The following is a 21,279-nucleotide window of genomic DNA, read 5'->3' as shown; positions in this document are numbered from 1 at the left end:
GGATGAAGTTGAGAGCATTACTTTTTATTCTATCTATTCATTTTTCTTTCTATGCAAATGCACAATGTCGTGCAGGTATTGCTTCGATTTTTATTGGTGGTGATAATATTGAGGAAATAGCTGCAAGAATGGGAAGTGGTCTTAAGTCTAAGGTCGGAAGTGAATGTGTTGAAGAACTCGGTCTAGATGCCAACTCGGACACGTATTGCGAGTGTATTTCTAAAAATGTTAAAACTGACTATACTCAAAGTCGAATGGCATTTCGCCAAAAAAGCGGAAAACAGCTTAAGGCCAAAATTTTTGAGCTAGCTGAAAGTATTAAAAATGACAATTCTAATCTAAGCCTTAACTGTAGTTTAAATAAGACACTCTCTAAGAACTGCGATCAACAAATGATCGATGAATTATTTCCAGAATATAAGGGATTAGACCTAGGAAGTGAGATCGGTAATGATTTCTTAGAAATCTTTCATTCTTCTAATTCAGACAATAATACAATCAATAAATTTAGATCCAATGTTTGTCAGTCTTCTTTAGGAAATACTGCAGGGGTAGGAGTTCTTTCACAAGAAGAACTTGATGAGTCTTGTAGAAAATTTGAGAATGAAGTTATAGGTTTTTGTAAAGGAGAGTCACTTTCTGGCCCAGAGTTTGATAAATTCGACTTTGATCTTGCAACTACGCCAGATATTGATAATTATAATTACTTTTGTAAAATAAAAGATCGTCCATATCGAGAGGATATGTCTAATAATATTCTTTCTACTTTAAAGAATGCTCATCAATCACTTGAATCACCTGTAAATCCAACTTGTACAAAAATTTGTATGGATGAAGCACCTTATTCAATACATGGATGTCATGTAGATAAAAATAAGGCCCTCGCTGAATTTAAAAAAGCAAATTGTATTGAAAATATCGAAACTCCTGATTGTAAATTTTTGAAAGAAGCAATTGGAAACCAATTATTAAAAGATTTCAAATCAGGTGAATTAGATGAAGGTGATATTGCATATTTTAGGGATCACTTACATGAAGATGATTCCAATGAATTAGAAGAAAGAATTGAACTTGCAAAGATTGAGTCTAGCTCAATGAAGAAGGGTTCACTTGTTTCGCAATTCTTTGCCAGTAAAGATGGTGAGGCCCTTGACATTGGTGGCCCAGAAAAGAATGAAAAAGTGGCACAAACTCCATCTCAAAATGATTCCTCTGCTGGATCTCCAATCGCAGCCAAAATGACTGGACCTTCTCAGCAGCCACCGACAAAACAAGCAGTGGAGTCTGTAAGTGTAAGTGATGGTGTTAGTTCTGCTTCTGTACAAATGGCATCAGGTAGAAGTGGTCTAAGAATGGGGACTCGAGCAAGAAGTAATCGAAATGTTTCAAGAAATACGAAGCAGATTGTTGAGACTATTAAGACACTAAGACAAGCTGGAAGTAGTCTTGCAGATGCCCTAAATCAACAGCAAAAAAGACTTAAAAGAGATAGAGAAAAATTAGCACGTGAGAATCAAGATAAGTACCAACGTTATGACGCTGAAACTCTTGAGCCAATCCAAAGAGGTAAAAGAGGAAGAGGTTCAAACGGATCAGGTAATTATCCGATCGCAAATGTTGCAAGTGCCGGGTCAGGTGGCGGATCGAATTTTGCCACAGGTGGTACTGGATCGTCTTCAACAGGAAGTTCAACTTTTACGCAACCTGAAGCGAAGGCAACAGTTGTTGATATCACCGGGCGTTCTGCACCAAATATTGATTTAAATAATCTTCAAAGTTCTGGAGCAACGCTACCGGCTTCGATTACAAATCACCCAGATGCATCTGAGATTTCAAAAATGTTCAATGGCCTTGCCTATGAGAAAGATGAAAAGGGCAGAGGTATTGCTAGTGAAAAAGGTGATGTTAAGAAGATTAAGGTTTCTTGGAGTGCTGAAAGTATCGATCTAGGCTCACTTCTTATCAACGCCAAAGACTTAAAGCCTGGTGAAGAATTTATTGTTTATAAAGGTGATATGGATAAGTTTGTAAGGCTTAGTCCTGCTTATCGCTTCCAAGGTGGAAAGCGAGTTTTCATCGGCTACCGTGTCGAAAATCGCAATCGTAAAAATGCTGACTTGGCCGCGAGTCTCTATGCAAAGAAATTCTTAATTCTTTAAGTAAGAATTCTGTTATTACATTTCCTCAGAAGGAAGATCATCTGATGAACTATCATTCGGATCTGTTGGTTCTTGTTTAACTGGAGCTTCTGTAAGTCTTTTGTAGATAACAATAAGGCGATCTTTTTCAGCATTAAAAAATAATACTAAGTAGAAATCATCTGATTGTTCCTCTCTAAAAGATTCTAGGCTACCAGATTGTTTTAGAGAGTCGGCCTTAGTTGAAGAGTAGAAGTCTTCAATTTTCTTTGTGTCTTCATATGAAAAACGAGTTGAACCAACGTGATCCGTGGCAAGTGTATCCATGATAATATTGATCTTCTCGTCTTTTAAAAGAAGCTCTAGTCTACTGTCATCGGCTCCAAGAATGGCTTTTTGTAGCCCTTCTTTTAACTCTTTAGAAAAGTCAGCGTAAGAACATTTATTAGAGATAAATACTAACTCATTCGCTGGCTTACTCTCTAAGCCTATTAATTTTTCTTGAGTTAATTCAAGACAAGGCTTTGGTGTAGGTTCTTGATCTTGATCTCCAGTATTTGCAAACACTGGCAGAGCAAATAGTAGTGCTAGTATTGTTTTTTTCATTTCCCTAATTCCCTAATATTATTTGTTGATATGGGCATCCTCCCATAGTTACGCTTAACAGGCAAGGCTTTGTGCGGCGAGTTGTATAATGTACTGGATATAACTACTTGATTTTTTTAGCGCCTGAGTATCGCAGACGAATTTCATCGCTTAACCATTGGCCAGCAACGTCTTCTGCCATGAAGTCATCGCAATAGCGGGCCGGATTACCGCGTGGAAACTTCTTTTTACCATTGTAGAAGTTGAGGCAAGTTTGAGCGTAATTTTCGATATATTCTGGGAAATTCTTAGCAAATCTTTTGATGATAACCTTCGTTTTTGTACTGGCCTTACCATTTCGACGATGAAAGACCTCTCCTCTTAGAGGATGGTACTTAAGAAGATCTTCCAATACTTTCTTTCGGTTATCATAATTGGCCGATAATTCTTCCATTTTATTCCAGGCCATATTCATCACAGGGCCCGGGATTGGATTGGTTAAAAGGTAATTCGTTAGAAAAACTGATTTCATTTGCTCATCAATCTTATCAAAAGCATTAAATGTAAGGAAAATGATCTCGCTATTATAATTACTTGGCCTAAGAAGTGATTCGAGATCGGCCTTGGCAAAACCATTTAGGCAATCTGGATTAAAGATATCCTTGGCCTTGTTGATGATTGAAGCCTTTGAATCGGTGCGAGAAATCTCTTTGACAATAATTTGTAAGAAGGCTTTCTGGCCTTGTTCTTCACGACAGTAGTAGATTGAATCGTTACTTTTTAAAGGTGCTTTGACTAGATTGTCATACTTACCCTGAAGTGGTGCTGCTAGGGCCTTATAAATATCAAAGTCGATATCAGGGTAGCGGGCCGAATGAGAAATATAGGTATCTAAATCCTTTTGGCAGTTAGTGCACTTTTGGAAGTAGAGTCTAGCGTACTTAGAATAGGCAAGAGTGAAAAAGGCATAGGCCTTAAGGTTCTTGTTTTCAATAAATTTTGTAATTCTTGTGAACTGGGCCTTGTTGATTTCGTTCTTCTTTATAAGATCTTCGACATAAGAAGTTGCCATCTCTCGGGTCATCTTTTTCCATTCAAAATCTCTTTGAGAAGGCCTTACATCTAAGAAGTGCTTCATATATTCACGGTGAGATTTGTCTTTATAGAGCACACGAAGGTCATCCATCGTATAGGTGATGGCCTGAACCTTGACTGCTAGGAGTGATATAAATAGACAAACCAATAAGCGCATTTAAATAATGTCCTCAATCACAGAAAAGAGAGTTTCTTTTTTAAAAGGCTTTTTAATGAAGTGCACCTTGTCTTGAAGTTCCTCATTGTCCAGCTCTTCGTCACCGGAGATGATGATATATTTCAATGTACCAGCTTTAGAGCTACTCTCAAATCGACGCACAACCTCCGCACCATTGATAACTGGCATATTCTTATCGGCAATGACCACCTTGAGATTATCGCTGATATTGTCGAAGTAGTGCTCCACGTCAACTTCACCGCTCAGGGCCAATGTTTCATGGCCTTCTTGGCTTAGGGTAAGAGCAAAGAGCTCTGCAATATTCTCATCGTCATCGATAAATAGGATCTCTTCATTCATAAGTATATTTTCTCAAAACTTAACTAATATCAAAAGTAATTTTTAGTAATTTATTGCTATGAGTTAGATGTGTGAATTTTGTTTTTTAAACCTTCACTTTAGTTTATTATACCCGCTGATAATTAAATGACAAAAGAAATCAACTTTTCGTTGAGAAACATACTTTAATTGGAGTTAATGTGAAGTTACCTGTGGTTAAAAGCACACAATTAAATGATTCATTTCGCTTAGATTATTATGATCATTTTGAATCTCTTTTATTTGATGGTTCACAAATTAAAGAGTCTATTAAAAAAGATTTACTATTTTGGACGGAGTTTGATTCTTCATTCAAATTTCAAATAGGTCTCGAAGGTGTTCAGTTTTTATTAGGAATTGATAAAGACGAAAAAGTACTACGCCTTTGTAATATAAAAATGGCCAATGAAATTTTTCTTCTTGATAACTATGTTGGAGAAGAAAGCGAAGACTATAAGAAATTCAAAGCACATGTAACAAATGTTATGAGTGTTAAAATTGCAGATTTTCCTGGTGTAAGTAATATCATTAGTCATCGCTATGGACTTAAGAAACTTGATGAGATCGAAGATCAATCTGTGAGTGAAATGTCTGATACAATCACAAAGAAGCTACTTATGTTTCTTAATGATTATAAACCAGTCTTCTTTGAGAAGATCTCTGACTTTGCTCTAGGTCTTACTGCAAATTATGCACTTCTAAGAATCCACTTATTAAAATTTTTAGCAATCTTACCATCTCTTGATCACGATAAAGAGGGAAAGGAAGTTAAGCGTATTTTGAGAGAGTCGCTAAGACGACTTATTCTCGATTCGAAAAAAGCAAAGAGACTAGATCTAAAAGGGGATCGTCAACCTCTGCCACCGCAGTTAGTTGTTCTCTTTTACTTTGTTCTTTTAATTGTACGTATTTTCCCTGCTAAGGCCCTTGCTAATATTGTTCGTTTTAAAGTTCGCTTCATGGCAAAGAGATTTATTGCCGGTGAAACAATTGAAAGTGCTCAAAAGAATTTTGCAGCAATCTTTAATACTGGAAGGGATGTTACTCTTGATCAACTTGGAGAGTTAGTAGTTTCTGAATCAGAAGCTGATAATTATATGAATGAAGTTCTAAAACTAGTTAATGGTTTTAGTATGCACATTACTCCTGGAAGTCGTAATAAAGCGGGGATTTTAAGAGCTCACGTTTCAATCAAAGTTTCGGCCCTTTGTTCTGACTTTAAACCTGAGGCATTTGATTATACTTATAAGCTAGTTTCTCCTAGACTTATTAAAATCCTAAAGACAGCAAAAGAGCAGCAAGTCTTTATCAATATCGATGCTGAACATTACCACTACCGTGATATCGTTTTTGAAATCTATAAGAAGGCCCTTCTTGAAACCGAAGAACTAAAAGATTATGCGGATACAGGTATTGTTGTTCAAGCTTATCTACGTGACTGTTACGATCACCTTCAAGATGTTGTCGAGTTAGCAAAAGAGCGTGGCATGATTATGCCAATTCGTCTTGTTAAGGGTGCTTATTGGGATGCTGAGACTGTTGAGGCCGAGGCCCATGGTCACAATGCTCCTGAATTCTTAAATAAAGAAGAAACAGATATCAACTTCAGACAAATGATCTATGAAATGTATAAAGCATTTCCACATATCAAGCTTTGTATTGCTTCTCATAACTTTGCAGATCATGCTTACGCTGAAGCACTAAGAGAGATGAAATTCAACGACATTGATGAGATTGAGCACCAATGTCTGCATATGACTTACGAGGCCCTGTCGACTGCGATGGCCAAGATGGGATGGGCCGTAAGAAATTACGTTCCAATTGGTTCTCTGATTGTAGGGATGGCCTACCTTGTTCGTCGTATCATGGAAAACTCTTCTCAAGTTGGTGTCTTAACGATTATGAGAAGTCATAAGAAGAATGCAAAGCTTATGGCTCCGAATGAGATATTTGAAAAACACCAAAGTGAAGGTCTTTTAAACTTAGACTCGACGTTAACTCAAGTTCATGGACAATTTAGTAACTGTCCACCACTAAAAACTTACCTTGAAAAAGAGCTTAAGTACTTTAGAAGTGAATTTGAAAAATTTGAATCAGGAAAAGATTATGCAACAGACTTTTCTCTAACAGGAGATTCTGAATCAGTTCTTTCTCCTTCTGATGGAAAGAGTGTTGTTGGTAAAATAACTTTTGCTAATTTAGATGATACTGAAAAAGCTATTGCGGCAATTGATAAGTCTTTCTATGAAGGTGAGTGGTCTAAGTCTGCTTGGCAAGAAAGAGCTGCTGTTATGGCACGTGCTGCTGAGATTATGTACCTTCGCCGTAATTACTATTCTGCTCTTATTATGCACGAATCAGGAAAGGCCATTGGCGAAGCTCTAGCTGACGTAGATGAAGCAATTGATTTCTTAAATTTCTATATCAGAAAATTAGCAGAAGTAGGTGATAACGAAGAGTACAAGGCCCGTGGCCCATTTGCCATTATCGCACCATGGAACTTCCCACTTGCAATCCCATGTGGGATGACGGCATCAGCTCTTTTAACAGGCTCTACTGTTATCTTAAAGCCTGCTGAGCAAACACCTCTTATTACTTGTGAATTAGTTAACTTATTCCATGAGGCAGGTGTACCTAAAGATGCCTTAATTCACCTACCTGGTGTTGGTGAAACGGTTGGACAAAAGCTTATTGAGGATCAGCGTATTGCTGGTGTGATCTTTACTGGTTCTAAACCTGTTGGTGTTCATATCGCAAAAACTTGTGCCAAGAGACTTTATGAAAATCGCAACACAGGCAAGAGCTATCCAGTTCGCGTTATTACTGAAATGGGTGGAAAGAATGCTGTGATCGTCACAAATAATGCTGAGCTTGATGAAACAGTATCTGGAATTCTTTATTCTGCTTTTGCTCACGCTGGGCAGAAGTGTTCTGCCGCTTCTCGTGTTCTTGTGCACAAAGAAGTGAAGGATAAGTTAGTTGCTCGTCTTAAGCAGGCCGCTAATGATATCTATGTTGGGCCAGCAACAGACTTTGCTAGTTTTATCAATCCTCTTGTTAGTCAAGAAGAGAAAGATCGCTTAATTGCTCAAGTAAAAGAGGCAAGTGAAGAAGCTAAAAAATACGGAGGAGTTGTACACGTTAACCGCTCAGAGGAAAACCTTCCTGGTTACTGTGTAGGGCCTACAATTATTGAACTGCCAAAGTCACGTGCTTTAGAGAAAGAAAGTTATGCTTCACGTGAACTCTTTGCTCCTGTTATTCATATCGTTGCTTATGATGACTATGAGGATGCATTAAATATCTTCAATAGTGTTGAGTACGGTTTAACTGGAGGAGTTTTCTCTCAATCTCAAGATGATATCGATTTCTTAACGAAAGAGATGTATATTGGAAATAATTATATCAATCGTCCAATCACTGGTGCTCGTGTTGCTATCGAACCTTTTGGTGGATTTAAAATGTCTGGTACAGGGCCTAAGGCCGGTGGTGCTGACTACCTAAGAAGCCTCTTTGTTCGTAATAGTTCGCAAGATCTTAAGTCTTCAAAATTTGATGCTGGAAGTGATTATGAGCCAGTCGTTTCTCGTAGTTCTTCTTCTGATCACTTTGTAAGACGTGAGAAAATGCTGTCTGCACTGGATGAGATTATCAGTAACTTTGGTCCTTTATTTCCGGGAACTTTCGGAGAGCAGAGACATGCTCTTAAGGACTTGAAGAAATGGCTTGAGGTTGATTATCTAGAATTCTTAAATAAAGGACGTGATAATCGCTATATCCCAGGACAAATAAATTACTCTGTTTTTGATTGCAATAAAGACCGTGCGCTTTATTTAAGCTTAAATGAAGAAATTAATATGCAAACTTTCTTTGCAGTACTTATGTCTTTAACAACTGGGACAGGAGTAACAATCCTTTGTTCAAATGCTGAAGCTTATCGTTGGTGGAATTACTTAATTGATATTTTAAAGAGAAATCGTTTTTCTAAGAAAAATATCGACTGCTACCACGTAAGCAAAGAAAAGATGCATACTCTTCTAAGTGAAAACTTTGATGTAGTTATCTGTGATGGTGATCTTGAATCAATAAAAGAATTTAATGGGGCCGTAGGGGATCAGAATGGACAATTTGTTATGACAACATTTGTCTCTCCACTTGAAGACTATATTAGTGGGTCTTACTTTGACCTTTTCCATATGTTCTCATGTGAACGAAGCTACGCTGTCAACATCATGAGGCACGGAGCACCAATGGAGTTAGACTCATAATGAAGTATCGTCACTTAATCTTAGGAGCGGGCAATATGGCCCGCGCTTTAATCCCTAGTTTCATCAGAAACTCTGAAGATTGTGAGTTTTTAGTTTTTACTCCTAGTGGAGCTAAGGCGAAAAGCTTTGCGGACGAATTTGGTGCGATTTGGGTTAAGGATCTCGAAGAATTACGTAACACTCATATTGACTACCTCTGGGCCTGTTTTAAACCTCAACAGTTAAAACAAGTTGCGCTAGAAATTGATTTTCTTACTCACCCGTATTTAACAATAATTTCACTTCTTGCGGGAAGTGATGCGAAGGCGTTAGCTGACTTCTTATCAACTGACCAAATAATTAGAATTATGCCAAATACTCCTGCCCAAGTTGGCCTTGGGGTAAATGCTCTTTATAAAACAAAGACTGTTCATCAGGATAAGTGGGGAGCTTTTTGGCAGGCATTTAATACAAGTGGAATCAATACTGTTTTTGAAAATGAAGACGATATTGATACAATTACCCCTTTTTCAGGCTCTGGCCCTGCATACTTCTTTGAAATTGCACGTATCTTAATTGAAGATATGAAAGCACGCGGCATTGATGGTGCCCTTGCACATCAAATGGTTGCGGGTACAATAGAGGGGGCAGGTCGCATGCTGTCTCAAAACTCTGATGCGGAAACTCTTCGCAATAATGTCACATCAAAAAACGGTGTCACTTATGAGGCCCTTGAATCCTTTAAAGAATCGGGGATGGAGGAGATGTTTAATCGTGCAATAGAGCGCGCTTACCAGCGAACACTTGAATTAAAAGGAAGTAAGTAATGAAAAAAGTTTTAGATAAATTACCAGAAGGTTTAAGAAATACGGCCTTCGTTAGACTTTTTGGCCTAACAAAAGTTCCAATGATTTTTTGGCTTAGGCCAACAGTTGTAGAATTGAGTGAAGAAGTAACGGCCATTAAGATTCCTCTTTCTCGTCGCTCTAAAAATCACCTAAACAGCATGTACTTTGGTGCGCTTGCTTGTGGTGCTGATCTTGCTGGTGGATTTGCAGCAATGAAGAAGACAATGGATAAAGGAAAGAGAGTATCTCTTGCTTTTAAAGAATTTCATGCTGAATTTTTAAAAAGAGCAGAAGGTGATACGGTCTTTACTTGTACTCAAGGTAAAGAAATTGATGCTTTTGTTGAAAAAGTTCTAGCAAGTGATGAACGTCACAACCTTCCACTGGATATCATTGCAACTTGCCCAGATGTATCAGGGGATGAACCTGTCGCAAAGTTTACGATTACTTTAAGTTTAAAGAGAAAATAATTGCTCCTGAGGCGATCCGCTTAGGCCGGGTTGGGTGAATCGATGAAGATACACTCAACTCCAAACTTATTTTCAATTAGCTCTTTGAGTGCTAGCACTCCAAACCTCTCTGTTGCATTATGGCCACCGGCAAAGAAGTGGATCCCTTCTTCACGAGATTCGTGCCAATCGTGTTCACTCATTTCACCTGTCAGGTAAGCATCAAGCCCCTCTCGAACACAGTAGCGCCAGTCTGAGTTTGCACCACCAGTAATGATTCCCATTGACGAGATCTTTTCATTATTTGGATCACTATGAATGATTTCGTGATTAAGGATTTTCTTTAGGAGTTTCTTTAACTCACTTGGTGTAAGTGGTTTTTCAAAACTACCTTGGATACCTGTAGGCATTCCCTTGTAGTCACCATATGGTTTTAAATTAGTTAAACCGATTTGTTTCGCGATACCGGCAGCGTTACCATCTTCAAGGTGGGCATCAAGAGGTAGGTGGTAGCCGAATAGATTGATATCATTTTGAATGAGTGGCTTTACTCTTTTTGCGAAGCTTCCTGTAATAGTTCTGACACCGTGGAATTTCCAAAAAAGTCCATGGTGAACTATCATGGCATCAGCGCCAAACTCACAGGCCTTTGCGACAGAGTCTCTTTGCGCAGAAACTGCAAATGCAATTTTTGAAATCTCTGGACGACCTTCGATTTGTAGGCCATTTGGGCCGTAGTCGTTATACTCGTAAGTATTAAGGTGTTTTGCTAAGAACTTTCCAAGCTCACTTGCTGAGATTTTTGTCATAAATGATATCCATACCGTTAAAATTATTGTGTTGGTTGGTTATCATTATCCCCTTGGCGGCCAGAGAAATCAACTTTGAACTTTTCAAATCCACGAGTCTTTTCCGTATTCTCTGGTTTTTTTACACTTGAGCGGATTTTACTTACTGTGTGGCGTAGTTCCTGATTTTCTGGGACTAGTTTTAAGGCAACCTCGAATTCTTCCATGGCCTTATCAAAATTATTAAGCTGCATATAGGCGCGGCCTGCATTGATATATGGATATTCGCGATTTGTATACTTAGGTGCTTTTTTTGCAAGCTCATACCATTTGATTGATTCATTGATATGGCCTTCATTTAAAAGAAGTGTTCCTAGATCATTGTAAGGAGCACCATATTCTGGATCGATTTCAATAGCCTTTAGGCAAAGTGACTTCGCATCTTCAATATTTCCCATCTGAGATGTAACCCACCCCATTAGAGTTAGAACTTCCGCTGTTTCTTTATGGCCACGGGCCTTGTTAAATAACTCTAGTGCTCCGGCCAGATCTTTTTTAGAAACTAGCACATGGGCATCTGAAATATATTGTTCGTACTTTTCTTCTCTCTTTGCATTCATTCCAAGGATTGGTGCAGTTTTAGAGTGAGCAAGATTTAGAATCTCAAGGGATTCTAGGAAGTATAGTGGAGGAGTGAAGTCTTCTTCGTGCTCCATATCTTCATCATCTTCATCCACGCGTCCACCTTCAATAAGTGTGAATGGACCTTTTTTAATGATTTCTTTTGCAACAACAACTTCTTTCTTTTCTTTAATATCGATTGCTTTTAAAAGCCCCATTCTCGGTGTGGCAACATCAAGTGATGAGCGCTCAATTAAGATGAGGTGAAGTTCTCTTGTGTACTTATATGAGAGATTGATGAGGCGAGTGATAACACCAACAACTTCATCATCATTTTTTGGAGCGAGAGCAATAAAGCTTTCGATAAAGTTATTCATGAGTCTTAAGTTTTCACGCCCTTGACGAAAATTATTTTGATGGAGAAGATTGAGATCACCAAAGTGAGATGGAATTAGTAATTCACTAACTAGCTTGTCGTATTCAGAACTAAACTCTTCAATAATAAGGCGCGCCTTAGCATCGAGGTGAGTTTCACTTAATTCACAAACAGCATGTAGGATTCTATCTAGGTAGCTTCTTGATTGTGTAAGTTCGCTTAATAAAATTTCTTGAATAGTATTCATCTTAGTGATTTCTTCCCTTGAATATTCATATTTCGTCCCTGAAATATGCACTCTATGATTCATCTTGTCTACGTTGTGACGCATCAACAAGTCGTTGACATGCTAGTTTATACATATACACATTACGTGCCAAAAATCTTAATTGTAACTGTCTGATATTTGATAGGTAAAAATAAGATGGGGCCAAAATATTGGCCCCAGTGTCTATATTTTATCTCTTTTTAGTTTTCTGGATAAGTACTCTAAGTGTTCATTATTCAAGAGCTTTTGTTTCATACTTAAGAAGGTTTCCAGCATCGTTGGCCTTATCATATGCCGTTGAGATTCTTTGGAAGATATTATCCGATTTTGAACCAATTGCTGACTTACCCTTAAAGTTAAGTGAACTTAGGTTACGGTTTTGGTTCTTCTTAAACATATTGCTAAATGGATTACCATTATTCTTCTTCTTAACTGAGGCCGTTCCTCGTCCACCGACAAAGCTTGGACCACGGCCACCAACGTAGCTGATCCCTTTTAAACCACTCCCAGCATTTCCTGATAGGGCCTCTGGTTGACCAGCTCCACCTGCCGATGAGCCTCCGCCACCGCCTCCACCGCCAGGGGAGCTTCCTCCACCTCCGGCACCTTGTGCGATCTGTCCGCCTTCAGATACTGTGGCAACTGGACCGAAATTACCTTTAAGTCCACCACCAGCTTTTGCCTTATTCACAACAGTTGATGTATCCACACCAGCTGATGTTGGGTCATCTGTACTTGCTGCCGTTGCAGCTACTGCTTGATCTTGGTCTGTGTGCTGATAGGCTTGATTCGTTCCAAAGCCACCAACAGAGTAGTCCCCAAATGATGGAACATTAACCGTATTTGCCCAACCTGACTGACATTGAGCGTGTGCAGGGTTGGCCTGACAAAATTCCATGTAGACATCTTGGTTTTCAAAGAAATCTTCTGGAAGCTCCATTGTATCCATTCCTTCAATTTTACCAATGGCATTTGAAATCATCTTTTGTTGCTTTCCAAGTTGGCTTACGGCCATCTGCTCTTTGGCAACATCAACCCCAGCTTCTGCTGCGATCTGGTTACCAGCTCTCTTGGCCCCACCATTTTTTAAGATAGCAAATTTTTTAAAGTTGATACGACATAATTGTGCTGCAGAACCAACTGAACCTGCTCCGCCGTCATTTGTAACATATCCTTGAATTCCCAACAGTGCTTGCTCAACAGGCTTCGTACAAAGTTCACTTGATTCAAAGTAAGTTTCACTCGTTGGAATACTTGAAGTCATTGTTAAGATTGTACCAAGTCTTGCAACTTCAATTGTACGACGTGTTTCGGCCATATCCTGTTGTTTTGCTAGGCCATCTTTTTGTGATTTAAGGGCCGTTGTCGTTACGTTCTCTGACGCATCCATATTCATTAGTTTATTTTGTTGCTTATTACTAAAGTCCTGTGCTTGAAACTGTTGAAAAGTTGCATTGGCAGTTTTTCCTAGTTGGGCAGCGTTGTGAGCAAGAACTAGATTTGAACACTCGTCGTAGTCAATTGTCTCAAGGCCTGAAAGTTTACAAGTGATACGTCCATCAATTGAAGTAAGTTTTTCTGGATTAGAGTATTGATCTTCTGATTGGCGATCTTCTGCAAAGTTTTCTCCAAATGCGGCCGCAACTTGGTTACATGCTGTAACATTCTTAATGGCAGTTGAAATTGCATTTCCATCAACTTCTTTAGGATTATCTGCATAAATGAAAACAGCGACGGCCTTAGTGTAGTCAATCGATGACGAGCTACCATTGCGGTAAACTTCTTGGGCAACATCCTGCCAATTTGCATTCCCATTTTTTCCCGAAACTTTAAAAGCACGCTGACATTTTATAGCGCCACTACTACCTGTAAAGTCTGGTTCGACATTTTGGAAGCTAAGCTTTGAAACAGACTTTGCACATGCTTTAAAGGCTTCGATATGTGACTTATTCTCTTTAGTCGTCATTTCTTGTAAACAACCATTCCAGTCTGCATGCTTTGGATCTTGTTGGCCATCTACATCGTCTTCATCTTGAGGAGGAGTTGGCTGATCTGCTAGTTCATTGGCAAGTTCTCTTTCCTTTTTAAAGATAAGTTCTTCACATGCTTTTTGGACATCTTCATCTGATGGCTTGGCAAGTCCAGGAAAGGAGTATTCGAACTGATGCATATTACCTTCGCTATCTGGGCAGTTAAGCGACGCATAGGCAGAGCTAAGTGGCACTGAAGCTAGCAGAAGAGATAAGGTAAATGTGTTTAATAAAGTTGTTTTCTTGCTCATAAGTGACTCGAAAGTTAGGTGTTCCTTACTTAAATTATAAGTTCTATTCGGTTAAATTCTTCGAAAAGTTGAGTATTTAAGCATGTTTTAGGGATTTGAGGGGTGTTGCACAAGATAAGTCCTTAAAAATATGTTCATTTTTGGGTAGCGGCCATGTAAAATTAAATTTTACGAATGCCCATGATTGTGGCCATTTAAGGAAATTTAATAAGTTAGAGGTAGGATATATGACATCACAAAAAGTACTTACAATCGATGATTTCAACATAGAAGAGGGCATTTATGAGTTTCAGGTACAAGAAACTCATCTGGACACTTTTGGTCACATGAATAATGCAACTTATCTGACGATTTTTGAACAGGCCCGTTGGGATATGATTACTAAGAACGGTTGGGGTATGGATCGCATTATGCGTGAAAAAAAAGGGCCAGTTGTTTTAGATATCAATATCACTTTTAAATCTGAGCTACGCCTAAGACAAATGGTTAAAATTCGCTCAAAAGCAACGAGCTTTGTTAATAGTAAGGTTCTAGTTTATGAGCAGGAAATGTTTGATGACACTGGTAAGGTGTACACAAAATTTAAGATGACTGCTGGACTATTTGACCTTAAGGAAAGAAAGCTTATGGGCCATGATCCTGATTGGTTAAAAGCAGTAGGGCTTACTTTAAAAGCCTAAAGAAGTGATGATAGATTTCTTGTGAGCTTGCTTTTACTTCATCTAAATAAGTAAGCTCATTCATCTTCTTATGCTCTAATAATTCACAAAATAACTCATAAGTATATTCTTGGTGATATTCGGCCGAAACCTTATTGTAGCTAATATGCCATGCCTCTGGTGCAACTCCACCAAGGTCTTCAACGTATGGCCTATAGTAAGAATAACTTTGCTTGTTTTCAATCTTAGAATTTAACCACTTACTAAAATCCTCAAATGGGCCACCTTTAGAAAATTCTTCAGGTATGAGTTGAATGTGATAGCCTTCTGGACAGCTATTGCCATCAACCACATCAAGCTCCGTTCCCCAGTGGTGGCGAGATGTTCCGGGAAGCGCTGACCAATTAATGATGGCCGCTACTATTTCTGAAGGGGAGAGTTTGGTGTGATCGAGTTCTACTCCATTGCGATCATAGATAGGACGTTTACCGGCACACTTCTCATTCCAGATTCTTAATTGGTCATCAAATGAACGAAAGGAACTTGTGACATAGAAGTCGATACCTTCTGTTAGAGCATCTTCTTTAAAACGTTTAAAGTCATCAAATGAATCTTTGTGGAAGTAGCGGTTGATACTCTCATCATAAATGAGGTGATCTTTTGTCATACCGAATAGAACTTCCTTGTCTACCTTACTCATATAAATTCCAATTATTATTCAGAGAATAATTTCTTTAGTCCTGACTGAACATAGCGATGAGAGATAACCTTGAAAATTGAAACCGACTTATCCTTGATAATATCGTTATCTCCATAATCATATTTCTTCTCAGAATCACCGTTACCAGCTCCTGCTCCAAAGCTTAGAACTTGTGAGCTTGAGCTGTCGTCAAACTTCCAACGATTAGTGTTGTTATTTGTTGTTTTTCTAACTGTTTTCTTTGCTGGTGCTGCAAGTCCCTTGGCCGGAAGCTTTGCTGAAACACTCTCTACGGCATTTTGGAAAGATGGCTCTGTTGGTCTTAGACGAGCAAAGGCCTCACTTGCACCACTTCCATTAAAGATAGAGACGTTATTATTGTCACCATACTTACCGGCCTGCTTAGCAAGTTCATCGCTGATCTTACTTAGCCCAAGACCTGTGTTTTTCTTAAATGGATTTTCTAGTTTTTTCTTAATTGCATCCATTGCCTTTGCCGCCATGGCCGCTTGTGCATCAGTTGTTGAAGCATTGTAAGTTCCACCGTTTCCTTGTGTTGCAGCATTCGCTGCTCTAATGGCCTCTGAGACATCTAGTCCGCCGAGTGAGCTTAAAGCAGTAGGGGAAACCGTGATCTTTTTACAAGCATTTTCACCTTTATTATTCTTAAGCTTTCGACAATTACACTCGCGATCAAACTTGCCATCAACATAGAAACAACCTTGTGGGTTATTAACCTGTCCTGCACGAGATGAATCTGCCGAGGCGATAAATGAACCATTGTACTTGTTCCAATAATCCTGACATGTTTTTGATTTTTCACGGTTAGGATTTTTATTTCCTTGTGCTGTATAACAGTAACAGGCCGGATTACTTAGGCTATCTCTTCCATCTGGACAGAAAGAAGCGACACTCTTCACATACTTTTCTTTTAGAATTTTAATCTGCTCAACATTTGACTTGGCGTCTTTGTTATTCTTCTTTGCTTGATTTGAAACAGTCAGGGCAGCAGGTACTGTTACCGCAGAGGCCACAATAACTGTACATGGGTTATTAGTGATTGAGCGAAAGCCATTTGCCATATCGCTGAAGTTCCACTTTGAAGCACCACCAGCTTCACCCGGTGATTGATTCATACAACTTGTTCCAAATGATGAAAAAGTCTCATATACAGCAACTGCAGCTGCAGCAGTATAACCAAGAGCTAGCGTTTTATATTGCTTGGCCTGTTTAGAAGATACATCTGCTAGGTACTGCTGTTCTTTTTCAAGCATATCAAATGCTGCAATTTGAGCATTCTTCATTGTTTCAGGGTCTTTTGAAATCTCTTCGTATTCTTCTTTGAATTCTTTTGTTTTCTTCTTTACGTCTTCCTTATTGACCTTTGTTTGATAGAAGCTATAGGCAGAGACTGCTCCCACCAGCATACAAGATTTACAGCTTGAACGGTTCTCATCTTTTGAGACCTCTGCTTTCTTTGCTCCTGCATCTTGTACGTTCGCATCTCCTTTAACTGTACTATCAACTGGCTTTTTGGCCGCATCTTCACCATTAAAGAACTTTGGAACAACGAGGGCCGTTACACCGGTAACGATTCCCCAGGCTTCAGCAAAACCTGTAATAAGATTTCCTTTCCCTTTGCTCTCAACTTCACTATCAGAAACACGTCCTGCATTTAATTCATTAATTGTTTTTTGTTGTCTGGCATCTGCCGCTGATTTCATACAAGCATTACGCTCAGTCTCACTCGATTTAGAATCACAGTCTTGATACTCATCTCTGTTCTTAATTGAACCCTCTGTATACATACAGCGATTTAAACTTGCGTTGAAAACCTGTCCTGTAGGGCAGTTTGTCGTCGCAAAGACTTCAAAGTGTCCAAGTGCAAAACTTAAAAATATGAGTGTTAAAATAATGCCTTTCATTTTTACTTTTCCTGCTTTTTTAGGCTATCAATCTAGTTACTTACTTAGTATAACAGCAAAGCCTTAGTTATTAATAGTAGGGCAATTGCTGTTTAATCATTTAAGTTTCTGTTATTACAGGGGTTTTGTTGTGAATTTAAGACGTATTTTGGTGTTATTCTTTGTTTTTGTAAGCCTTAAAACTTTGGCACTGCCACTAAGAGATCTACAAACAGGTGATATTATCCTGTTAGATATGGACTGCTTTAGTTGTGAGCTAATCGAAAATGAAACAGGTGGCCCTTTCTCTCATTCGGGAATTGTGCTTAAGTTAGGTTCACAAGTCTATGTGGCCCAGTCTCTTGGGAGTGTTCATCATATTCCACTACAAGCCTTTCTTGGCTACACAAATAAAACTCCACACGTGATTCGCCCAAAACATATTAACTTCTCAAAGAAAAGAAAATTACTTGAAAATTACAAAAGAAAGTATCTTGGAATGGATTTTGATCACGACTATCTTTGGGATGATGGAAAATTATATTGTTCAGAGTTCATCTATAAGCTTCTAAAAAGCGTTTATGCAATTGAGAAGTTTAAGCCTACATCTATGACATATGATAAGAACCCAAAAGGCTGGGAGATCTACTTTGGTGGAAAACTTCCTCCTAGTGGGAAGTTGGGACTTTCTCCTAACGATTTCTTCTTCTCAACTGGATTTGATGGTGACTTCAAGGATATGGGGCCGTTATATTAAATTGTGAATCAATTTAATCAGGCCCATAAAGAAAGTGATCACTTTCTCAAATCTCAGACACTTATTGAGCTAGCTCAAAAAGCGCTATCCATTACGTCTCTTGGCCCTCAAGGCCTTAAGGCCTTAGAAGTTGGCTGTGGCCAAGGGCTTAATTTAGCCGACTTCAATTTCTCTCAATTATTAGGAATTGATATCTCTGAAGCCGCCGTTAATAAGGCCAAAAGAAACTTTCCAAATGATGAATTTAAAATCCTCTCAAGTCTTGAGTTAGGGAAATTGCAAGAGAGCTTTGATTTTATTCTCGATTCTCACCAAATCCATTACTTACAATCTCAAGATGAAATTTCTCGCTATATTAGCAATGTCTATGCTCTGCTAAGTAATGGGGGAGTTTTTTGTTTTGAAGCGATGGTTAAGAGCAAGAAGATGATTCTTTCTGATTTATCTGTTACTGTTTTAGATTATCTTGAATATGAGCGAATCGTGACAGAGGCCGGCCTTCGCATTATTTATTTGATGTTACCGAGTGGCCGTAAAATTATTGCGGATAAAAAAAGAAGGGCCGCTCTTTCGAGCGACCCGGATGTCTTACTGGTCATTGCTACTAAGGAAGACGTAGCAAATTAGTTACAGATTCCCAAAATATTTTCGACTATTCTTCGTCGTGTGGAGTACGCCCCACTATAGATTTCTTCTCCTTTTGTTGCTTGAGTCTTTCTACATATAGAAAACGAATATCTCTTGCAGTTAGTACATCACCATTTGCTAATTTGATTTGTGCACCATCTTTTAGTCCCTCAAGATTTCCAAAAGTTTTTCTGATTTTTGCCACTTTTGTGATGTCGAGAAATTCACCATTAAATGTTTCAATTGCCATAGCACGATCTAGTTTTTGGATCTGCTCAGGCGTGATTCTCTTCATCGTTCTTGCATGAACTTTTTCTTGGATTGTGATCGATAAGATAACTAATCCTAAAGTGATGTAAAGTGCTCTCCTTAATGTACTTCTCATAATGGCCTCTTTTCCGCTAAGTTCGTTCTTCCTGAAGCCTTCAGCTTTAAACATCCTGTTTAAGAGCTTTGTTGGTATAGTAAAAGCATGAACTGTGCCAAAAATTGAACACGTACAATCAGCTACTTACACAATTATGGGTGGTGTCGTTAGGGGAAGGGGCGCTTTTTGGCCCTATTTATGAACAAAAAAGGCCCCAATAATGGAGCCTTTTTTGTTTATTTGATTTGTATTTTATATTAGGCTTTTAGGCAGTCTTCGGCCTGTTCTGGATTATCTGTACACTCATCCTTCTTATCGCAGAATTGGCAATCTTCACCAATGAGTTTCCCAAGTCCACCACAAGATCCTTGAAGTTTCCTATTTGATAGAATCACACCAACGGCCATTCCTGTAATTGATAGAGCAAGTACAGCGAAAGTAATAAGGAATAGTTTAATGTTAGCATCCATAATATTCTCCGATAAAAGTTATCTGATTAGATTACTCTGTCACTTTATCAAATCCTGGCGTTGATGTCTCTAAATACTTTCCTGATCCATCATCTGAACGGTAGATAAAGAACGCCTTCAATTTATTTTCTTTAGCGAAGGCAATGGCCTTCTTTGCACCCATGGCCATTAACGCCGTTGCCCAGGCATCGGCATCCATGCATGTGTCAGAGATAACACTAACTGAAGCAAGTTGTGACTCCACAGGTGAACCTGATTTGAAATTTATCGTATGCTGATAGCGCTTGCCGCCTTCTTTGAAGAAGTTTCGGTAATCACCAGAAGTCGCAAGGGCAACATTTTTGATTTTTACGACCTTAACAACCGGGTTATTATCTTTGTTACTAGGGGACTCAACGCCAATACGCCATGGACGTGTCAGAGATTCACCCATTGTTCGAACCTCGCCGCCAACTTCTACAAGGGCATTCTTAATTCCTCTTGCTTGAAGAAGCTCGATGATGGCATCAACTCCAAATCCCTTCGCTGATGCAGATAGATCAAGATAAACACCGTCAATACTTTTTGTTAAGATGCCGTCTTTGAAAATGATTTTTTCAAATCCAACCTTATTCTTGGCCGCAGCGATATCTTCTTTTGAAGGGATCTTGCGCTTGCCATTAGGACCAAATCCCCAAAGGTTTACAAGAGTTCCTATTGTTGGATCAAATGTACCATCAGTCTTCCTTGCTACCTCTAGCGCGTGGGTTAGCGTTCTTGTAAAGTCTGGACCAGGGTAGAATTTTTCATTCTTGGCCATTTTGTTAAAGAGTGAAATTTCTGAGTCCTTAATATAAGTACTCATGGCCTTATTAACCTCATCTAATCTGATCTCAATATCTTTTTTTACCGAGTCTTCATCGAAGCCGCTAGGAGCAAGATACTTGATGTGGTATGTCGTCCCCATAGTTGGGCCAGTGACACGATAAATTTGCAGTTTTTCGCTGTTGCAAGAAGTTAAGAGTCCTAACAATAGAACCATTCCAAATATAAAGATTTTGTTAAGTCTCATTAATTAAACGCCTGTTCCTCAAGAATTTTTCTTTCGCTATCAAGGTCTCTCTTGTCGGCCTTTTCTTCGCTAAATTTTTCGCCGTAGCGCGCCTTAAGCTTTGTAATATTTCTCTCCATGACATCTTCAAATTTGATTCCAAGCTCATCGCCAACTATGGCCATATACCAGAAAAGATCTCCTAGCTCTTCTGCCAGATTTACACGGTCAAGCTCCTTCCCGTAGAATATATGCTTCTTTAGAGCATCGAGGAATTCTCCTGCTTCTGTTGAAAGGCCAATTCCTGCGTGAAGAAGTCTTTTAATTCCATCGTCCTTTAGACGTGTATTCATTGCATCAAAATCTCTTGATTCTGTCCTGATTGCATCACTCATATATTTTTTTGAATCCATAATTTCTCCTGTCAAAAGTTGGGTAGTTGATCGAACTTTATCACTTTGATTTTTATCTAGTCAAAGCTTGCCTGTGCAAAAAGAAAACTTCACGAACTGTTAAGATATAAGGTATATTAAC

At 38.8% G+C, this 21,279-nt stretch carries 19 protein-coding genes; 7 read left to right on the top strand and 12 right to left on the bottom strand.

Annotated features, from left to right (window positions below):
* The first annotated feature begins 8 nt into the window (after nt 1-8).
* Entirely contained in the window at nt 9-2,159 is a 2,151-nt protein-coding gene (locus tag ABMA76_RS07070) for a hypothetical protein (RefSeq protein ID WP_392907650.1), read from the top strand.
* Between the two features lie 15 nt (nt 2,160-2,174).
* Here the strand turns inward: ABMA76_RS07070 and ABMA76_RS07065 are convergent, their stop codons facing one another.
* The 3 genes from ABMA76_RS07065 to ABMA76_RS07055 form a co-directional block, all read right to left on the bottom strand.
* Entirely contained in the window at nt 2,175-2,744 is a 570-nt protein-coding gene (locus tag ABMA76_RS07065) for a hypothetical protein (RefSeq protein WP_392907652.1), read from the bottom strand.
* Between the two features lie 103 nt (nt 2,745-2,847).
* On the bottom strand, nt 2,848-3,975 hold the full coding sequence (locus ABMA76_RS07060; protein WP_392907654.1) for a hypothetical protein: 1,128 nt from the start codon (nt 3,973-3,975) through the stop codon (nt 2,848-2,850).
* Nucleotides 3,976-4,335 (bottom strand): response regulator, encoded by a 360-nt coding sequence (locus ABMA76_RS07055; protein ID WP_392907656.1) that lies wholly within the window; start codon nt 4,333-4,335, stop codon nt 3,976-3,978. It lies immediately after the preceding gene.
* Nucleotides 4,336-4,514: 179 nt separating this feature from the next.
* On the opposite strand from ABMA76_RS07055, the gene ABMA76_RS07050 reads away from it, so the two are divergent.
* Genes ABMA76_RS07050 through ABMA76_RS07040 form a run of 3 tightly spaced genes read left to right on the top strand, consistent with a single transcriptional unit; the run spans nt 4,515 to nt 9,918 of the window.
* Nucleotides 4,515-8,621: a proline dehydrogenase family protein gene (locus ABMA76_RS07050; protein WP_392907658.1), complete on the top strand. Its 4,107-nt coding sequence runs from the start codon at nt 4,515-4,517 to the stop codon at nt 8,619-8,621.
* Nucleotides 8,621-9,427, top strand: a complete 807-nt coding sequence (locus ABMA76_RS07045; protein ID WP_392907661.1) for a pyrroline-5-carboxylate reductase family protein — start codon at nt 8,621-8,623, stop codon at nt 9,425-9,427. Before ABMA76_RS07050 ends, ABMA76_RS07045 begins: the two co-directional genes overlap by 1 nt.
* Nucleotides 9,427-9,918 (top strand): PaaI family thioesterase, encoded by a 492-nt coding sequence (locus ABMA76_RS07040; RefSeq protein WP_392907663.1) that lies wholly within the window; start codon nt 9,427-9,429, stop codon nt 9,916-9,918. Before ABMA76_RS07045 ends, ABMA76_RS07040 begins: the two co-directional genes overlap by 1 nt.
* A gap of 20 nt (nt 9,919-9,938) precedes the next feature.
* Here ABMA76_RS07040 and ABMA76_RS07035 read toward each other — a convergent pair whose 3' ends face one another.
* The 3 genes from ABMA76_RS07035 to ABMA76_RS07025 all read right to left on the bottom strand — a co-directional run bounded on the left by ABMA76_RS07035 (nt 9,939) and on the right by ABMA76_RS07025 (nt 14,231).
* Entirely contained in the window at nt 9,939-10,706 is a 768-nt protein-coding gene (locus ABMA76_RS07035; protein ID WP_393061256.1) for a Nif3-like dinuclear metal center hexameric protein, read from the bottom strand.
* A gap of 23 nt (nt 10,707-10,729) precedes the next feature.
* Complete coding sequence (locus tag ABMA76_RS07030) at nt 10,730-11,992, bottom strand: tetratricopeptide repeat protein (RefSeq protein ID WP_392907668.1); 1,263 nt, start codon at nt 11,990-11,992, stop codon at nt 10,730-10,732.
* Nucleotides 11,993-12,182: 190 nt separating this feature from the next.
* Nucleotides 12,183-14,231, bottom strand: coding sequence for a hypothetical protein (locus ABMA76_RS07025; RefSeq protein ID WP_393061254.1), 2,049 nt, complete (start codon nt 14,229-14,231; stop codon nt 12,183-12,185).
* A gap of 227 nt (nt 14,232-14,458) precedes the next feature.
* On the opposite strand from ABMA76_RS07025, the gene ABMA76_RS07020 reads away from it, so the two are divergent.
* Complete coding sequence (locus tag ABMA76_RS07020; protein WP_393061252.1) at nt 14,459-14,911, top strand: acyl-CoA thioesterase; 453 nt, start codon at nt 14,459-14,461, stop codon at nt 14,909-14,911.
* Here the strand turns inward: ABMA76_RS07020 and ABMA76_RS07015 are convergent.
* Both ABMA76_RS07015 and ABMA76_RS07010 read right to left on the bottom strand, forming a co-directional pair.
* Nucleotides 14,895-15,590 (bottom strand): M15 family metallopeptidase, encoded by a 696-nt coding sequence (locus ABMA76_RS07015; protein ID WP_393061250.1) that lies wholly within the window; start codon nt 15,588-15,590, stop codon nt 14,895-14,897. The two genes, ABMA76_RS07020 and ABMA76_RS07015, sit on opposite strands and share 17 nt — an antisense overlap.
* Nucleotides 15,591-15,604: 14 nt before the next feature.
* Entirely contained in the window at nt 15,605-17,515 is a 1,911-nt protein-coding gene (locus tag ABMA76_RS07010) for a hypothetical protein (protein WP_393061248.1), read from the bottom strand.
* A 130-nt stretch (nt 17,516-17,645) separates the two neighbouring features.
* Here ABMA76_RS07010 and ABMA76_RS07005 point away from each other — a divergent pair, with 130 nt between their 5' ends.
* Both ABMA76_RS07005 and ABMA76_RS07000 read left to right on the top strand, forming a co-directional pair.
* On the top strand, nt 17,646-18,251 hold the full coding sequence (locus tag ABMA76_RS07005) for a YiiX/YebB-like N1pC/P60 family cysteine hydrolase (protein WP_393061246.1): 606 nt from the start codon (nt 17,646-17,648) through the stop codon (nt 18,249-18,251).
* A gap of 3 nt (nt 18,252-18,254) precedes the next feature.
* A complete protein-coding gene (locus ABMA76_RS07000) occupies nt 18,255-18,878 on the top strand; it encodes a class I SAM-dependent methyltransferase (RefSeq protein WP_392907684.1) in 624 nt (207 codons plus the stop codon).
* Between the two features lie 25 nt (nt 18,879-18,903).
* On the opposite strand, the gene ABMA76_RS06995 is transcribed toward ABMA76_RS07000, so the two are convergent.
* The 4 genes from ABMA76_RS06995 to ABMA76_RS06980 form a co-directional block, all read right to left on the bottom strand.
* Nucleotides 18,904-19,263: a hypothetical protein gene (locus tag ABMA76_RS06995; RefSeq protein WP_392907687.1), complete on the bottom strand. Its 360-nt coding sequence runs from the start codon at nt 19,261-19,263 to the stop codon at nt 18,904-18,906.
* A 239-nt stretch (nt 19,264-19,502) separates the two neighbouring features.
* Complete coding sequence (gene nqrM / locus ABMA76_RS06990; protein ID WP_392907689.1) at nt 19,503-19,715, bottom strand: (Na+)-NQR maturation NqrM; 213 nt, start codon at nt 19,713-19,715, stop codon at nt 19,503-19,505.
* Between the two features lie 31 nt (nt 19,716-19,746).
* Entirely contained in the window at nt 19,747-20,766 is a 1,020-nt protein-coding gene (locus ABMA76_RS06985; RefSeq protein ID WP_392907692.1) for an FAD:protein FMN transferase, read from the bottom strand.
* On the bottom strand, nt 20,766-21,158 hold the full coding sequence (locus ABMA76_RS06980) for a nucleoside triphosphate pyrophosphohydrolase family protein (protein WP_392907695.1): 393 nt from the start codon (nt 21,156-21,158) through the stop codon (nt 20,766-20,768). The genes ABMA76_RS06985 and ABMA76_RS06980 overlap by 1 nt, the downstream gene beginning before the upstream one ends.
* Nucleotides 21,159-21,279 lie beyond the last annotated feature (121 nt).

The organism is Halobacteriovorax sp. ZH5_bin.2, from assembly GCF_043196375.1.
In the GTDB taxonomy this organism is placed as follows: domain Bacteria; phylum Bdellovibrionota; class Bacteriovoracia; order Bacteriovoracales; family Bacteriovoracaceae; genus Halobacteriovorax_A.
This window is presented reverse-complemented; position numbering and strand designations above follow the sequence as displayed.

What these genes read in the sequence shown, in the direction of transcription:
- ABMA76_RS07020 (WP_393061252.1), top strand. Translation starts at nt 14,459, where the DNA reads ATGACATCACAAAAAGTACTTACAATCGATGATTTCAACATAGAAGAG.
- ABMA76_RS06985 (WP_392907692.1), bottom strand. Translation starts at nt 20,766, where the DNA reads ATGAGACTTAACAAAATCTTTATATTTGGAATGGTTCTATTGTTAGGA.
- ABMA76_RS07040 (WP_392907663.1), top strand. Translation starts at nt 9,427, where the DNA reads ATGAAAAAAGTTTTAGATAAATTACCAGAAGGTTTAAGAAATACGGCC.
- ABMA76_RS06980 (WP_392907695.1), bottom strand. Translation starts at nt 21,158, where the DNA reads ATGGATTCAAAAAAATATATGAGTGATGCAATCAGGACAGAATCAAGA.
- nqrM (WP_392907689.1), bottom strand. Translation starts at nt 19,715, where the DNA reads ATGGATGCTAACATTAAACTATTCCTTATTACTTTCGCTGTACTTGCT.
- ABMA76_RS07030 (WP_392907668.1), bottom strand. Translation starts at nt 11,992, where the DNA reads ATGAATCATAGAGTGCATATTTCAGGGACGAAATATGAATATTCAAGG.
- ABMA76_RS07035 (WP_393061256.1), bottom strand. Translation starts at nt 10,706, where the DNA reads ATGACAAAAATCTCAGCAAGTGAGCTTGGAAAGTTCTTAGCAAAACAC.
- ABMA76_RS07010 (WP_393061248.1), bottom strand. Translation starts at nt 17,515, where the DNA reads ATGAAAGGCATTATTTTAACACTCATATTTTTAAGTTTTGCACTTGGA.
- ABMA76_RS07055 (WP_392907656.1), bottom strand. Translation starts at nt 4,335, where the DNA reads ATGAATGAAGAGATCCTATTTATCGATGACGATGAGAATATTGCAGAG.
- ABMA76_RS07025 (WP_393061254.1), bottom strand. Translation starts at nt 14,231, where the DNA reads ATGAGCAAGAAAACAACTTTATTAAACACATTTACCTTATCTCTTCTG.
- ABMA76_RS07015 (WP_393061250.1), bottom strand. Translation starts at nt 15,590, where the DNA reads ATGAGTAAGGTAGACAAGGAAGTTCTATTCGGTATGACAAAAGATCAC.
- ABMA76_RS07065 (WP_392907652.1), bottom strand. Translation starts at nt 2,744, where the DNA reads ATGAAAAAAACAATACTAGCACTACTATTTGCTCTGCCAGTGTTTGCA.
- ABMA76_RS07060 (WP_392907654.1), bottom strand. Translation starts at nt 3,975, where the DNA reads ATGCGCTTATTGGTTTGTCTATTTATATCACTCCTAGCAGTCAAGGTT.
- ABMA76_RS06995 (WP_392907687.1), bottom strand. Translation starts at nt 19,263, where the DNA reads ATGAGAAGTACATTAAGGAGAGCACTTTACATCACTTTAGGATTAGTT.
- ABMA76_RS07045 (WP_392907661.1), top strand. Translation starts at nt 8,621, where the DNA reads ATGAAGTATCGTCACTTAATCTTAGGAGCGGGCAATATGGCCCGCGCT.